Genomic DNA, 14,681 nt, shown 5'->3' with positions numbered 1-14,681 from the left:
TGAGTTATAATTAAAAAAAGGCTTTAGTGCAGGAGGATTTTTCTATGAAAAAGATCTTATTTGTTGCTTCTGAGTGTGTACCATTTATCAAAACGGGAGGGTTAGCTGACGTTGTGGGGTCCCTTCCGAAATATTTTGATAAAGAATACTATGATGTCCGAGTGATGCTTCCCAAGTACTTATGTATGAAGGAGGAGTTTAAAAACCAGCTGCAGTATCGTACTCATTTTTACATGGATATGAACTGGAGAAGCCAGTATGTGGGGGTTTTGGAGACCAAGTATGCAGGAGTTACATATTATTTTATTGACAATGAATTTTACTTTGCCGGATACAAACCCTATGGTAATATTTACGAAGATATAGAAAAGTTTGCGTTTTTCTCGAAGGCAGCTCTCTCTGCGCTGCCGCTGTTGGACTTCAGGCCTGACATTATACACTGCCATGACTGGCAGACTGGATTGATACCAGTGCACCTGAAGGATAAATTCCACGAAGGCGAATTTTTCAGGGACATGAAATCTGTCATGACCATACACAATTTAAAGTTCCAGGGAGTCTGGGACATGAAAACAGTGAAAGAAATCACAGGACTTCCGTCCTATTATTTCACGCCGGACAAACTGGAGGCTTACGGAGATGCCAACTACTTAAAGGGCGGCCTGGTATACGCGGATGCGATCACGACAGTAAGCCCTACCTATGCGGAGGAGGTCAAGACGTCGTTCTACGGTGAAAACCTGGATGGCCTGATGCGGGCCAGGGCAAATGATCTGCGAGGCATCTTAAACGGCATCGATTACGAAGAATATAATCCGGAAACGGATCAATATATTGCAAAGAACTATAATGCAAGAAATTTCCGCAAGGAAAAGTCAAAGAACAAAAAAGCCCTGCAGGAAGAGCTGGGGCTGGAGGTAAATGAAAAGAAGTTTATGCTGGGCATTGTCTCCCGATTGACGGACCAGAAGGGATTTGACCTGATTAACTACATGATGGAGGAGATCTGTCAGATGGATCTGCAGCTGGTTGTTTTGGGAACCGGTGAGGAGCGCTATGAGAATATGTTCCGCCACTTTGCCTGGAAGTATCAGGGAAAGGTCTCCGCAAACATCTACTATTCAGAAGCACTGTCCCATAAGATCTATGCGTCTTGCGATGCATTCCTGATGCCGTCCCTCTTTGAGCCCTGCGGCCTGAGCCAGCTTATGAGCCTGCGCTACGGCACACTGCCCATCGTGCGTGAGACAGGCGGGTTAAAGGATACGGTGTGGCCCTACAATGAGTTTGAGGGCACAGGAACTGGATTCAGCTTTGCCAACTATAATGCCCATGAGATGATGAATACCATCCGTTATGCGCACTCCATCTACGTGGATAAAAAGCGGGAGTGGAACAAGCTGGTAGACCGCGCCATGGCAGCCGACTTCTCATGGAATGCTTCTGCTAAGAAGTATCAGGAGATGTACGACTGGATGTTGGGGTAATGATTCAGAAAAAGCGGGGTTAGATGAATTTAAGTGCAGCTGTATAGTCATGGAGCAGTTGAGCAGAATAGGTCAGAAAATGAGGAAAGGCTGCCAGGGGCAGCTTTTTCGCATTCTGGAGCAATGAGGGAAATGAGAAGGCAGCAGACCGATTGTGGAGACTTGGGTCTGCTGCCTATTCTAAATTTTTAATGTTTTACTTTCACTTTTTTAACCAGTCGTCCGTCCGGACCGTAATCATAACGGTATTTTTTGATTCGGACGCTTCGGTTAACCAGCATCCTTCCGGTCCTGTCCACATAGTAGCTGCCGATCTTCCGGCTGGTGGCCATGTAGCCTGTGGAATAGAAGTAGTACCAGTTTCCCCTTATGCACTGCCATGTTTTTTTGGAGTAGGAGCCATCATAGTTGCGGTATCGCAGTCCCTTTTTGTTTCGGATGAACTTGGCCCTGGTCTTTTTTTGATAACCGGGAATCCGTTTGCCGTCCTGGCCTACATAGACGCCCTTGGATATCCACTTACTCACAGCCATCTTTCCGCTTTTCTGGAGATAATACTGACCCACCCATTGATTTTTCACCATAGCTCCGTTGGCATTGAAGAAGTAGTAGTCTTTACCCTGCTTCATCCATCCCGTGTGGGCGTAGCCGTCTGCGTCAAAGTAGTAAGTGTAGCCCTTGTATGTAATGAATGCAGAGGTGACCTGTCTCCCCGTTTCTTTGTCCATACACGTCATCCTGGTGCCTGTGCGCGTCATCTGATAGTCTGCAGCCTCCGCTCTTACGGGGAGTAAGAGAAACAGAGTAAAGGCAGCCAGAGCCAACACACAGTGAGTTATTTTTTTGCGCATCCGCGTTCCCTCCCGCTGTAGTCCGGAAAACCGGACTTTATGTTTTCCGAATATTAAGAAAGGGCATCCAGATATCAGCCAGATGCCCTTTCTCTGTTTCTTTTATTATGTCATAAATTCAAACTTATGACAAGGTGAAAAATCTTATACTATTCTTAACCCTGAGTCAGAATAGAACGTACGTGTGTCACTTCCTCGTCTGTAGCCTTTGCAGCAGGTACGTAATACTGTTTGCTGCGGGCGATCTGGTAGATCTCCTCCTGGGACATCTCACACTGGTTACGCATCTGCTTCAAAGTCTGTTTAAGCTGGGCATTTTCGGTCTGGGGAATCATCTGACCATAGCGTCCAAGTTCTCCGTTGATGCCTGCAAGTGTATCTGATACCATTGTTTTCTCATCCATGTTATTTTCCTCCTACTGTAAGAATTTCATGAGCTGCTGTTTGGATTCCATAGCGGACTGGGCGGATTTCTGGAAAAACTGTTTTACCGCCGGATCTGTTGCCTGGTTGGCATAAGCAGTCATTTTGCAGTGGGTGGTGCTGAATCCGCCGATCAGGTGGCGCAGATTCTGCAAGTCTAATTCTGAAATTTCTGTCATCATAAGAAGACCTCCTTTGTGCTGTTGTTCTTTTACAGTTTTAGTATGCCTTCTTCTGAAAAAAGTATGTAATATTTGAAAAGAACATAATGCCAGTATAGGAAGCGCAGAGAACAAAAGCGGAGCCTGTCATTTCCAAAATTGGCGGAATATTCCAACCGGTAAGTTGCATGATAAATTTAAAAAATAGCATAATACCTATACTGATACCCAGCACAAGACCGGGCTTCAGAATCCAGCCCACGCTGTCGAAGCGGAAGCTTACATATCTGGACAGGGAAAAGAGGGATGCTGCGGCCACTGCCAGCTGGCTTACAAGCAGTCCCCAGAGATATCCGGTGATGCCGTAGCGGGGTATCGCAAACCACACAAACAAAATGCGGATTCCCAGGGAAAAGGAATTCTGCAGAAAAGAGGTCATGGTTTTGCCCAGGCCATTTAAGATACTGGTTAGAGTACTGCCCAGATAGAGAAAGGGGCAGATCCAGGCCAGAATCATGATAAAGCTTCCTGCGGATTCATTTTTAAACAGGAGATTTCCCAAATCATTTCCAAAGCAGAGAAACACTCCTGTACAGAGTATGCCCAAGATGAGGCTGTACTGAACCGTACTCTCCACTGTGCGGTTGATTTGGCGCTGGTTGCCGGAAGCCTGTGCCTCGGACACGGTGGGCAGCAGCATCACGGAGATGGCGCTGGTGATGGCTGAGGGAAAGAGAACCAAAGGCAGGGACATTCCCGTGAGCACGCCGTAGACACTTAAGGCTGCAGAGTTGTCAAGCCCGGATAGCTGGAGCTTAAGAGGGATACAGATTGCCTCCACGCTCTGCAGCAGGTTGATAAGCACTTTGTTGGCAGTCAGCGGGATGGACAGGGTCAGGATATGTTTGGCAGGCCCTGCAAAGTGGAAAAGGGACGCTCCAAATTTCACTTTGCGAAAATGAAAAAAGGTGACGGTGATGCAGAACAGGGCAGAGGCTGCCTCCTCACAGAGCATACCGATCACAGCCAAAATGGGTGTAACCTCCATGCCTTTTTCCAACATGACCATATAGACCAGGTAGGAGGCAGAGACACGGGCCACATTCTCGATGAGCTGTGAGATTGCCGGTATATTGGTGCGCTTCATGCCATAATAGTATCCGCTGATGCTGGAGTGGATACTACCAAAGGGAAGAGCAAAGGCCATCAGGCGGACAAGAGGCTCACAGCGAGATTCGTGGAGAAAATAGGTGGAAATCCAGCCTGCGTTTTCGTGGAGAAAGAGGGAGGCGATGAGTGTGCCCCCAAAGGCCAGGATCAGACCGGAGAGAAAGGTATCCCGCGCGCCCTTGTGGTCACCCACCGCCAATTTTCCGGATACGTTTCTGGAAACAGCTGTCTGGATGCCGGAGGCAGTCAGGGAAAAAGCCATGGCGTAGACAGGGAATATCAGCTGATAGATTCCCATGCCCTCTGCACCGATTGTGTGGGAGAGGAATATTCTATAGAAGAAACCTATGATTCTGCTGACAAAGCCCGCCAGAGTCAGAATAATAGCTCCTTTCAATATTATGCGTTTTTGGTTCATAGGCACCAGCCTGATCTGTTTTCTTCATATATATTCCAGATAAGTGCTTGACAGAACAGGAAGGGAATGATATAGTCAATTTGTAAATCCCAGTAAAACACTCGGAATTATACCCGGGATTAAAAAAGCTATGACTGGCAGTAATATGTCACAGAATAGAAGGTGATAGAGGATGAAACTGTCTACAAAGGGCAGGTATGGGCTGCGGGCACTGATTGATCTGGCTACCTACAGTGAGGATGAGACCGTATCCATCAGCAGCATTGCAGCCAGGCAGAATATTTCTGAGAGTTATCTGGAACAGTTGGTTGGAAAGCTGAGAAGAGCAGGGCTGGTCACTAGCATCCGTGGAGCCGGAGGAGGTTACCGCCTGGCAAAACCCTCTGAGGAGATTTCCGTGGGCGACATACTCAGGGCTTTGGAGGGCAATCTGGACGCTGTGGAGTGTCCGGGTCTGAAGGCGGAGAATGGATGCCAGGGGGCGGATAACTGTGTCACGAAATACGTTTGGCAGCGGATCAATGAGAGCATCACGGAGGCTGTGGATGATATCAAGCTGTCCCAGCTCATTGAAGAGAGCAAGAGAGTAAAAAAGAATGGGCAGTTGGACAATAGAGACTGCGATTGTTAAGGAGAGATGTAGCTATGGATAAATTTATTTACTTGGACAATGCTGCCACTACCAAGACAGCACCCGAGGTGGTGGAGGCGATGATTCCCTACTTTTCAGAGAATTTTGGAAACCCTTCCAGTGTCTATGAGTTTGCAGGGATTAGCAAAAAGGCCATCAGTGAGAGCAGAGAAATCATTGCAGAGACACTGGGAGCACAGGAGAACGAGATTTATTTTACAGCGGGGGGCACAGAGGCGGACAACTGGGCGCTGAAGGCTACAGCGGAGGCTTATGAGTCTAAGGGAAAGCATATTATTACCACAAAGATTGAGCATCACGCCATCCTACACACAGGGGAATACCTGGAGAAGAGGGGATATGAAGTCACTTATCTGGATGTGGACGAGAATGGTGTGGTGAAGCTGGACCAGTTGAAAAAGGCGATCCGCCCGGACACGATCCTGATTTCCGTCATGTTCGCGAACAATGAGATCGGAACCATCCAGCCCATAAAGGAGATCGGACAGATCGCCCATGAACACGGCATACTCTTTCACACGGATGCGGTGCAGGCCTTTGGCCAGATTCCCATCCATGTGGACGAATGCCATATTGATATGTTGAGTGCCAGCGGCCACAAGCTAAACGGACCCAAGGGGATTGGATTTCTGTATATCCGAAAGGGTGTGAAGATCCGCTCCTTTGTACACGGGGGCGCCCAGGAGAGAAAGCGCCGTGCGGGCACAGAGAATGTACCTGGTATTGTGGGGCTTGGAAAGGCAGTGGAGCGCGCGGCCGCTACCATGGCTGAGCGGTCCCGGAAGGAGACGGAGCTTCGGGATTACCTGATTGAAAAGGTTTTAAAGGAAGTGCCCTACACCAGGCTGAACGGACACAGGCATAACCGCCTGCCCAATAACATCAATTTCAGCTTTCAGTTTATTGAGGGTGAGTCCCTGCTGATCATGCTGGATATGAAGGGAATCTGCGGTTCCAGCGGTTCCGCATGTACCTCAGGCTCTCTGGACCCATCCCATGTGCTTCTGGCTATTGGACTGCCCCATGAGATTGCTCACGGTTCACTGAGGCTGACTCTGGGCGAGGATATCACCCGGGAGGACCTGGACTATGTGGCGGAGTCTGTCAAAGAAATTGTGGAGCGATTGCGCAGCATGTCCCCACTGTATGAGGATTTTATGAAAAAATCAGCGAAGAGATGAAACGCTATTAAAGAATTGGAGGAAGAATAGATGTACAGCGAGAAAGTAATGGAGCATTTTAACCATCCCAGAAATGTGGGAGAGATAGAGAACGCAAGCGGAGTGGGCACTGTGGGAAACGCAAAGTGCGGAGATATCATGAGAATTTATCTGGACATTGACAGCCAGGGGATCATTCAGGATGTGAAGTTTAAGACCTTTGGCTGCGGCGCGGCTGTGGCAACCAGCAGCATGGCCACAGAGCTTGTGAAGGGAAAGAATATCCAGGAGGCATTGCAGGTTACAAACAAAGCGGTTATGGAGGCTTTGGACGGACTTCCGCCTGTGAAGGTTCACTGTTCCCTGCTGGCGGAGGAGGCGATTCATGCGGCTCTTTGGGATTATGCGGAGAAAAATGATATTAAAATCGAAGGTCTGACAAAGCCCAAATCAGACATCCACGACGGGGAAGAAGAGGAAGCAGAAGAGTACTAAGAGGCGGCTTATGGATAAGAAGAAAGTTGTGGTGGGAATGTCCGGGGGAGTGGATTCCTCTGTGGCAGCTTACCTGCTTAAGAAACAGGGCTATGACGTGATCGGAGTCACCATGCAGATCTGGCAGGACGAGGATGAGCACATAATGGAGGAAAACGGAGGGTGCTGCGGTTTAAGCGCAGTGGATGACGCCAGAAGGGTGGCGCAGGATCTGGGAATTCCCTATTATGTCATGAACTTTAAGTCCGAGTTCCGAGAAAATGTGATGGACTACTTTGCACAGGAATATTTAAGCGGCAGGACCCCAAATCCCTGTATTGCGTGCAACCGCTATGTGAAGTGGGAGTCGCTCCTAAAGCGAAGCCTGGATATCGGCGCGGACTATATCGCCACTGGCCACTATGCCAGAGTGGAGAAGCTGCCAAATGGAAGATTCGCGGTGCGAAGCTCCGTGACAGCCGCCAAGGACCAGACCTACGCACTGTACAACCTGACACAGGACCAGCTTGCGCATACGCTGATGCCTGTGGGGGAGTACACAAAGGAAGAGATCCGGGATATCGCGGGGCAGATCGGTCTTCGGGTGGCGGGCAAACCGGACAGCCAGGACATCTGTTTTGTTCCGGACGGGGACTACGCCTCCTTTATAGAAAATTATACTGGGAAAAAGGTTCCGGAGGGAAACTTTGTGACAGCAGAGGGCAGAGTGCTGGGCCGCCACAGAGGGATCACACATTACACGGTAGGACAGCGCAAAGGCCTGGGCATTTCCCTTGGGCAGCGGGCATTTGTGACAGAGATCAGACCTGAGACCAATGAAGTGGTGATAGGAGACCGGCAGGCAGCCTGCTGTGCAGAGCTTAAGGCAAAACAGATAAATTTGATGGCTGTGGAGGATATTCCGGAGGAGAGAAGAGTCTGGGCAAAGATTCGATACAACCACCGGGGAGGCTGGTGCACCGTAAAGAGGACCGGGGAGGACGAGCTGTCCTGCCGGTTTGAGGAGCCACAGCACGCCATCACTCCCGGACAGGCTTTGGTGATGTATGAAGACGGGTATGTGCTGGGCGGTGGAGTGATTTTTTAAATTTTGACCAGGTCATTTCCGGAAATGACCTGGTCACTTTTCAAAAATGACCCGGTCAAAATGGTATAAATTATAAAAATTCTATAAACTATCACAGGTTTGCTGCACACCACTCCCGGTGCGCGTTCAGTATCTGCTTTGCCTCCTCTCGGCTTTCGGCCCGTGTCAGGAAGGTCACGCCATCGCAGAGTCCCTGTTCCATCTTACGGCGCAGGAAGGAATATGGCTGTCCCCAACCGTAGGCAGCGGCACTGATTTTTTTGGTCCTGGCATCTGCCCAGTCCACGAGCAGATCCTGCATTTCCGGATTCCCAAAGTTTAATGTATAGATATCATGATCCGGGAGCCTGCGGGCAGGCCACGATTTTCCGCCGCCGCAAAAGTGAGCGGCCCCTCCCCCTGCCGCTTTCAAAAGCTTCTGGTTATAGGGTGCACAGAATTCTTCGTACATATCTTCTGAGATCGTCGCGGTCTCTGTATCCAGTTTGATCAAAAATCCACCCCGGTAAATTCCAAATAGAATATAATGGGCTTCCTCCCCTGCCTTGTCATTGAGGGTGGGCAGTGCCTGCTGACAGGAGATCATGGTGTCTGTAATCACATCCAGCGCTTCATGGATCATATCCGGATCGTCATAGAGATCGTAGAATAGTTGATCTCCCCGTATCAACTGCAGATTGCAGAAAGGCCCCTGCATATCCGGCTGGGTGAGGCGTATAGCCTCTGCGCATTTGGGGTATGGCTGAAGTAGCTGGGTGAAGACTTCATAGGTCTCCAGTACTCTTTCGAAAAGACCGCCCTTTAAGTCCGGTACCCCGTGGGAGACGGCATCCCGGAAGGCTTTTTCTTCCTCCATATGGAGCACCCAGGGAGCATTCCAATCATCCACCCTAATCTGGGCGCCAAACAGCGAAGAGATCAGGCCAATGCCATAGTTGGGCCGGATCTGCAGTGGAAAGTCATCCCGAATCTGGATGCTGTTCCAGATGTTGTTTTTGATGGTTACCAGCTCATTATAGAGCATTTTTTCAGGATTACGGAAAACCTCCCGGAAAGGAAGACGGGGAAATCCCGGGTCTGCGGGGTACTCCACAGAGAGGGGGATTCTGGACACTCTGCGAAAATGTATGGCATCCAGGTGAAGGCGTTCCACCTCCCTGGCATGATTTAAATCCAGCTGTCCCTCCAACTGTTCCAGTATGGTTGTCAAATTATATTCCAGCATAGCGTCTCCTTTCCCCATTACGGTTGATTCTTGAAAATATATGACATACAGTATAGCTGTCATATAGGTTATGAGATTATGCTAACACTCTTATTGGGAGTTGTCAATCTTAAGTTACTGTACAGAACGTTAGAAAGTGATTGGTGAGTGCTGAATCCCATTCTCGAAGGAGAAATTTAATGAATTTATGAGTGCTGCAGGTTATGGAGTGAACAGTTACCATCTTTAGACTGCATAGAAAAACGTTTGAAAATGTTCTTGATTTCAATAACAATATTGTGTAACATGGTAATTATCGACGCAGGCAGAATTTGACATGGTGCTGAATATATAGGTTACTGTTCATACAGTTCTGCGCATTTACCGCGCAGTTACATGAGGGTAAAAGAAAAAGGAGGTTGGTGGGCTTGGAAACAGACCTTGTATTGGCGAGAGAATCCTTTCCGGAACTGATCGCGAACAAGCTGGAGGAAATGATTATAGACGGAACCTTTAAAGTGGAGCAGAAGCTTCCGTCTGAACAGTCCCTGGCAGGTGACTTTGGGGTAAGCCGTCCTGTGATTCGGGAAGCTATGAAGATTTTAAAGGAGCGCGGACTGATCATTCAGAAGAACGGAGAGGGCACATTTATCTGCGAGCCGGATTCCGGATTGGTGACGGATACGATTAACCGGATTATTCACCTGAGGAAGATTGATGTGTCAGACATTTACAGTGTGCGCATTAATCTGGAAACTATGGCTGCCGCCCAGGCGGCAGTGAAGGCCACGGAGCAGGAGTTTGACGAGCTGCAGAGTATCAATGATCACATGCGTGAGAATAAGAATGATGTGGAAAAGCGCGCGCAGGACGACGTGCTCTTTCACAGAAAGATTGCGCAGCTGAGTGGAAACCCACTTTTGGAGATATTTGTAGAGTCAATGGCTGCCCTGCTTGTCAGGGTAGTAAAGTATACCCTGGACAATAAAGTGGGCAATGAAGAGGGCATTGATTACCATGACCGCATTGTAAGAGTGCTTCGCACCAGGGATGCAGAGAAGGCGAAGAAAGTGGTACGCCTTCATCTGGAGAGCTCTCAGCAGAATTATAAGCTGGCGCTTTCCCATGAGGAGAATCCGGAAAAGCTTTAGAACCCATGGGCGTTTTGATGTGAAGAACTTGTGGTGCTATGCATAATATATTCATATGAGAGCGCGGCAGTCCGTGTACGCAAACGGAAAAAGCCGGAAGAGACTTTGTACTGAGATGTCTCTTCCGGCTTTTTTCGTACCTAAATCTCTTGACGTACAGAATGGACATTGTTGATGCGTTTTCTGCGTCTTGGGAATAGGCAGATACCAACAAAAATAGCCGGATAAAATGTGGAAATATAGGTGAAAAGACGATAAATATATTGACAATTATCGTCAAAGATGATAATATACAGCTATCAAGCTGTATGACAGCTAGATGCAAAAAGTAAAAAGGGAGTCTGCAAAAGAATTGCAATGTCTTAGGAGGGTTTATTCATGAATAGTCTGAGGGATAAAATTAAAAACAAAGAGAAAATCATCGGTACCCATGTATCACTCAGCGATCCCAGTATCTGTGAAATTCTGGGGTACTTGGATTTTGACTATATATGGGTGGATATGGAGCACACGTACATTAACTGTGAACAGCTATACATTCATCTGAACGCTGCGCGGGCGGTGGGGGCAAGTATGATTGTGCGGATTCCTCAAGACGATTTCATTACGCTCAAGCAGGTGATGGAGATGGGGGTGGACGGTGTTGTGTTTCCAATGATACGCAGTGTGGAGGCCGCCAGGAGAGCCATTGACAGAACTTTTTATCCTCCCCGCGGGAGCCGGGGATTTGGCCCCAGAAAGTCAATCAAGTACGGCTTGGATGATGTGAGCCGCTATATCCAGAGCGGCTCCCTGGAGATGTGTAGATTTATCCAGATTGAACACATAGAGGCTGTGGAATGCATTGAGGAGTTGGCAGAAATTGACGGGATTGACGGGTTTATCTTTGGACCATGTGATTTGGCTGGGTCCATCGGCCAACTGTCCCAGCCCTATGAGGAAGCGGCGGAGGAAATGACGCGAAGGACAGTCAGGAAATTAAAGGAAAAAGAGAAGTATATCGGTATATCCACAGGGGATTTCAGCCAGGAGAGAATTCGTTGCTTCAGCGATATGGGGATACAGATGATCTCCGCGGGGGCGGACACAGATTATCTCCTGTATGGGGCTAAAAATGCTCTGCATAATCTCACAAAAGTGCATAAAGAGCGCAGGATATAGAGCAAAGGGGTGAGTACTTTGGAAAAAAGAAAAGCAGCGGCAGTGCATCGAAGTAAAAAGAAGAAAAAAGAGTTGGCAGTGTCTCTGACGTTTATCGCACCTCTGGTGATCCTGACGGTGGCGGTTACCTTTATCCCCATTGCAACGGCAGTGAAGTGGAGTTTGTATGATACCAACTATCTGACCTTGAAGGAATTTATTGGACTTGGAAACTACAGGGAGATATTTACCAAGGGCAGCGCGGTCAAGAGTATTGAAAATTCTCTGTGGTACGTATTCGGATCTCTAGCTCTGGTCTTTCCGGTGGGCATTATTTTGGCGGTTCTTTTGGACCAAAAGCTGAAGGGAAGGGCAGCGCTGCGAACCTTTATCATCATTCCGTGGGTCATCTCTCAGACGATTACAGCAATGTTGTGGCGCTGGATTTACAACAGCAGCTACGGGCTGTTAACTTACCTGTTCCAAGAGATTTTTGGGGCCAGGGTGGAGTTTCTCACAGAGATCCTGCCGGCCAGGCTGTCTGTGCTGGTGGCGAACTTCTGGAACAGCACGCCCATTGTGATCATTATGATACTGGCCGCGCTTCAGGGGATCTCATCGGATCTGTACGAAGCGGCAAAGGTGGACGGGAGCAGTGGGTGGCAGATGTTCTGGAAGGTTACGCTGCCGCTGCTGAAACCTACCATTGCCATTACTTTGGTTATGCAGAGCATGGAATATTTTAATATGGTAACCCTGCTAAATACCATGACGGACGGGGGACCCTTTAAGAGCACCATGACCTTAAGCGTTTATGCGTTCCGGGAGGGATTCACATACTGGCATGTGGGAATTTCCTCCGCTATCAGCATCCTGATTCTACTGCTGAACATGATTTTCAGTACGCTCTACATCAGGATGATGCACAGCAGAGAGTAGGAAAGGGGTGATCGAATGAAAACACAGATCAAAGTGGGAGGCAGATCGGGAAGACAGAAAATCGCTCGCTTCTGTACATATGTTGTCTTGCTTGCTGCAGCATGTTTTGCCATGTTTCCCATTTTATGGGCAGTCTCCACATCCCTGAAACCGGAGAGCGAGGTGCTCATGTACCCGCCCAGTTTTATTCCAATGACCTTAACGATGGAGAACTACTACAAGGTGCTCTTTCAGTCCAATTATCCGATTTATTTTGTCAATACCATATTCGTCACCGCAGTTACCATGCTCACCGCAGTGCTGATTTCCAGCCACGCAGCCTATGCGTTTGCAAGGCTGAAGTTTAAGTACAGTGAAGCCATCATGTTTGTGGTGCTGATGACGGCCATGATTCCGGCGGTGGCCCAACTGAGTCCATTATATGTCCTGGCGGTGAGGACCGGGCTTTACGATACAAAACTGGTGTTGATTCTCATCTATACGGCGTGGAGAACACCCATTATGACATGGCTGCTTAAGGGCTTTTTTGAACAGACGCCCAGAGAGATAGAGGAAGCGGCAGTCATGGATGGCTGCGGCAGAATCAAAATCTTTTATCAACTGGTACTTCCCATGTCAAAGCCGGGAATCGCCTCGGTGGCATTGTTATCCGCGGTTTTTGTTTGGAATGATTATCTGGTTTCTTCATCTTTCGTAAGCAGTGAACAGCACAGAATGCTTTCAATCGGCATTTACAACTATGTCACTGCCTATGGAACGATGTATGGACAGTTGATGGGAGGTGTGTGCATGGCAATCGTGCCGATCGTGATTCTGTTTATCTGTCTGCAGAAGCAGTTCGTGGCGGGCTTGACGGCTGGCGCGGTGAAAGGATAGTTAAAGGTAAACGTAAAATATAAGTAACTATTCAGCAGGTCTGCGCATTTACTGCGCTGACCGTAAGAAAATGATTCAGGAGTGCAAACGAAAAGGAGAAAAAGCTTATGAAGAGAAGAAAATGGTGGGCAATTATACTCACAGCGGCACTGCTGTTATCCATGACTGCGTGCGGAGGCGGTGACAAGAAGGGTGAGACAGCGCCGTCAGCCGGAGGCGAGACAAAGGAAAAGGCGGGGGAGACACAGGGAGAGGCAGCTGGAGCGGAGGATAGCAAAAAAGGAGTGGAGCTGATCTGCTGGACGATTTTAAATCCGGAGTCGGATGGTGACCCCAGGAATATTGCATTCAAGAAGATTGTGGAAGACTGGAATGCCACCAATGAGTGGGGTGCGAAAATGAATGTGGTCAGCGTAAACTGGGCGGATCTGCATACGCAGTTCACCCAGGCGGCAGCAGCGGGCAATGCCCCGGATGTGGTTTGCGCGTTTTCTACAAACCTGGACCAGTATATTGCGGCGGGCGGCCTTCAGCCCATGACCCAGTATGCCACAGAGTGGATCAATAAGACGGATGACTATATCTATACTGCAGAGGCGCTTACCAAGAATGACGGCGAGATTTACAGCCTGCCCTGGGAGACCCGGTGCATGGTGCTGTATTACCGTACGGACATCTATGGGGAAGAACCGGCCTTTAAGAGCCTGCAGGATATTGTTGACAAGGCGGGTGAACACACAGGAGATGGAAACTATGGATTTGTCCTGGGATGTCATGGGGATGACGGGTTCTTACAGCAACTTACCCCGGTACTCTATGCATTTGGCGCAAGTGTATATGACAAGAATATGAACATTGTCCTAAACAGCGACGAAGGGGTGAAGGCGGTTGAATGGCTCCGGGATTTGTACAATGCGGGTGTGATGGACAACGCGGCAGTCCAGATGAATATTGAAGATACATTTAACGCCATGAAGGCGGGTACAGCCTACTCCATTATTTTGGGCTCCCACCGCTATGGGGCTCTGGCTTCCGCAAAGGGTGTGGGAGAAAATATAAAAACCTGTGCCATTCCGGGCGTGGCGGATGGGTCCGTGGCTCCGGCCTATGATACCTCACAGACCCTGGGAATCGGCGCGGAGTGTAAATATCCGGAGATTGCCTTTGACTTTATCACAGCGAACCTGACCACAGAAGCCGGGGCCTACTGGTATGAGGCATCCTGTATGCCGGTTCGTACCAGTGTTTACGGCCTTGATTCCATTAAAGAATCAGAAATGTATGAGGTGGTGTCCGGGTGGTCGAAGATTTGGGATACCGGGCTAGAAAATTTCTTCTTTGAGCCGGATTACAATGCGGAGTTTTCCACAGCGGTGGCTGAGGCAGTGCAGGATATGATAATCAATGGAACAGATATTAAATCCGGGCTGGATGACGTGGTGGAACAGTACCAAAACAAATAGACAG

15 protein-coding genes are annotated in these 14,681 nt (G+C 48.7%); 10 read left to right on the top strand and 5 right to left on the bottom strand.

Annotated features, from left to right (window positions below; genetic code table 11):
* Window positions 1–44 precede the first annotated feature (44 nt).
* On the top strand, window positions 45–1,487 hold the full coding sequence (gene glgA, locus AC0THY_RS16585) for a glycogen synthase GlgA (protein ID WP_489991703.1): 1,443 nt from the start codon (window positions 45–47) through the stop codon (window positions 1,485–1,487).
* A 188-nt stretch (window positions 1,488–1,675) separates the two neighbouring features.
* Here the strand turns inward: glgA and AC0THY_RS16580 are convergent, their stop codons facing one another.
* The 4 genes from AC0THY_RS16580 to AC0THY_RS16565 form a co-directional block, all read right to left on the bottom strand.
* Window positions 1,676–2,338, bottom strand: coding sequence for a hypothetical protein (locus tag AC0THY_RS16580; protein WP_489991702.1), 663 nt, complete (start codon window positions 2,336–2,338; stop codon window positions 1,676–1,678).
* 155 nt (window positions 2,339–2,493) lie between these two features.
* Window positions 2,494–2,742 (bottom strand): spore coat protein, encoded by a 249-nt coding sequence (locus AC0THY_RS16575; protein WP_489991701.1) that lies wholly within the window; start codon window positions 2,740–2,742, stop codon window positions 2,494–2,496.
* Window positions 2,743–2,754: 12 nt separating this feature from the next.
* Complete coding sequence (locus tag AC0THY_RS16570; protein ID WP_489994213.1) at window positions 2,755–2,940, bottom strand: hypothetical protein; 186 nt, start codon at window positions 2,938–2,940, stop codon at window positions 2,755–2,757.
* Between the two features lie 40 nt (window positions 2,941–2,980).
* Window positions 2,981–4,510, bottom strand: coding sequence for a putative polysaccharide biosynthesis protein (locus AC0THY_RS16565; RefSeq protein ID WP_489991700.1), 1,530 nt, complete (start codon window positions 4,508–4,510; stop codon window positions 2,981–2,983).
* 172 nt (window positions 4,511–4,682) lie between these two features.
* Here AC0THY_RS16565 and AC0THY_RS16560 point away from each other — a divergent pair, with 172 nt between their 5' ends.
* The 4 genes from AC0THY_RS16560 to mnmA are packed head-to-tail and all read left to right on the top strand — an operon-like array spanning window position 4,683 to window position 7,904.
* Entirely contained in the window at window positions 4,683–5,141 is a 459-nt protein-coding gene (locus tag AC0THY_RS16560; RefSeq protein WP_489991699.1) for an RrF2 family transcriptional regulator, read from the top strand.
* A 14-nt stretch (window positions 5,142–5,155) separates the two neighbouring features.
* On the top strand, window positions 5,156–6,343 hold the full coding sequence (nifS, locus tag AC0THY_RS16555; protein ID WP_489991698.1) for a cysteine desulfurase NifS: 1,188 nt from the start codon (window positions 5,156–5,158) through the stop codon (window positions 6,341–6,343).
* Window positions 6,344–6,373: 30 nt separating this feature from the next.
* Window positions 6,374–6,817: a Fe-S cluster assembly scaffold protein NifU gene (gene nifU / locus AC0THY_RS16550; RefSeq protein ID WP_489991697.1), complete on the top strand. Its 444-nt coding sequence runs from the start codon at window positions 6,374–6,376 to the stop codon at window positions 6,815–6,817.
* A 10-nt stretch (window positions 6,818–6,827) separates the two neighbouring features.
* Window positions 6,828–7,904: a tRNA 2-thiouridine(34) synthase MnmA gene (gene mnmA, locus AC0THY_RS16545; protein ID WP_489991696.1), complete on the top strand. Its 1,077-nt coding sequence runs from the start codon at window positions 6,828–6,830 to the stop codon at window positions 7,902–7,904.
* Between the two features lie 91 nt (window positions 7,905–7,995).
* Here the strand turns inward: mnmA and AC0THY_RS16540 are convergent, their stop codons facing one another.
* A complete protein-coding gene (locus tag AC0THY_RS16540; RefSeq protein WP_489991695.1) occupies window positions 7,996–9,129 on the bottom strand; it encodes a hypothetical protein in 1,134 nt (377 codons plus the stop codon).
* Between the two features lie 407 nt (window positions 9,130–9,536).
* On the opposite strand from AC0THY_RS16540, the gene AC0THY_RS16535 reads away from it, so the two are divergent.
* From AC0THY_RS16535 to AC0THY_RS16515, 5 genes are all read left to right on the top strand, one after another.
* A complete protein-coding gene (locus tag AC0THY_RS16535; RefSeq protein ID WP_489991694.1) occupies window positions 9,537–10,259 on the top strand; it encodes a FadR/GntR family transcriptional regulator in 723 nt (240 codons plus the stop codon).
* Window positions 10,260–10,637: 378 nt separating this feature from the next.
* Window positions 10,638–11,420 carry an HpcH/HpaI aldolase family protein gene (locus AC0THY_RS16530; protein WP_489991693.1) on the top strand — a complete coding sequence of 261 codons (783 nt, stop codon included), beginning with the start codon at window positions 10,638–10,640 and terminating at the stop codon, window positions 11,418–11,420.
* An 18-nt stretch (window positions 11,421–11,438) separates the two neighbouring features.
* Window positions 11,439–12,338 carry a carbohydrate ABC transporter permease gene (locus AC0THY_RS16525; RefSeq protein WP_489991692.1) on the top strand — a complete coding sequence of 300 codons (900 nt, stop codon included), beginning with the start codon at window positions 11,439–11,441 and terminating at the stop codon, window positions 12,336–12,338.
* Between the two features lie 15 nt (window positions 12,339–12,353).
* Window positions 12,354–13,214: a carbohydrate ABC transporter permease gene (locus tag AC0THY_RS16520; RefSeq protein WP_489991691.1), complete on the top strand. Its 861-nt coding sequence runs from the start codon at window positions 12,354–12,356 to the stop codon at window positions 13,212–13,214.
* 107 nt (window positions 13,215–13,321) lie between these two features.
* Window positions 13,322–14,677, top strand: a complete 1,356-nt coding sequence (locus AC0THY_RS16515; RefSeq protein WP_489991690.1) for a sugar ABC transporter substrate-binding protein — start codon at window positions 13,322–13,324, stop codon at window positions 14,675–14,677.
* Window positions 14,678–14,681: the final 4 nt, after the last annotated feature.

This window comes from Ruminococcus sp. 8Y-12 (genome assembly GCF_058119865.1).
Note: the sequence above shows the minus strand (reverse complement) of the source record. Positions and strands in the feature narration are given on the sequence as shown.

Coding starts and splice junctions, on each gene's coding strand:
- glgA (WP_489991703.1), top strand. CDS start 45: ATGAAAAAGATCTTATTTGTTGCTTCTGAGTGTGTACCATTTATCAAA.
- AC0THY_RS16580 (WP_489991702.1), bottom strand. CDS start 2,338: ATGCGCAAAAAAATAACTCACTGTGTGTTGGCTCTGGCTGCCTTTACT.
- AC0THY_RS16575 (WP_489991701.1), bottom strand. CDS start 2,742: ATGGATGAGAAAACAATGGTATCAGATACACTTGCAGGCATCAACGGA.
- AC0THY_RS16570 (WP_489994213.1), bottom strand. CDS start 2,940: ATGACAGAAATTTCAGAATTAGACTTGCAGAATCTGCGCCACCTGATC.
- AC0THY_RS16565 (WP_489991700.1), bottom strand. CDS start 4,510: ATGAACCAAAAACGCATAATATTGAAAGGAGCTATTATTCTGACTCTG.
- AC0THY_RS16560 (WP_489991699.1), top strand. CDS start 4,683: ATGAAACTGTCTACAAAGGGCAGGTATGGGCTGCGGGCACTGATTGAT.
- nifS (WP_489991698.1), top strand. CDS start 5,156: ATGGATAAATTTATTTACTTGGACAATGCTGCCACTACCAAGACAGCA.
- nifU (WP_489991697.1), top strand. CDS start 6,374: ATGTACAGCGAGAAAGTAATGGAGCATTTTAACCATCCCAGAAATGTG.
- mnmA (WP_489991696.1), top strand. CDS start 6,828: ATGGATAAGAAGAAAGTTGTGGTGGGAATGTCCGGGGGAGTGGATTCC.
- AC0THY_RS16540 (WP_489991695.1), bottom strand. CDS start 9,129: ATGCTGGAATATAATTTGACAACCATACTGGAACAGTTGGAGGGACAG.
- AC0THY_RS16530 (WP_489991693.1), top strand. CDS start 10,638: ATGAATAGTCTGAGGGATAAAATTAAAAACAAAGAGAAAATCATCGGT.
- AC0THY_RS16520 (WP_489991691.1), top strand. CDS start 12,354: ATGAAAACACAGATCAAAGTGGGAGGCAGATCGGGAAGACAGAAAATC.
- AC0THY_RS16515 (WP_489991690.1), top strand. CDS start 13,322: ATGAAGAGAAGAAAATGGTGGGCAATTATACTCACAGCGGCACTGCTG.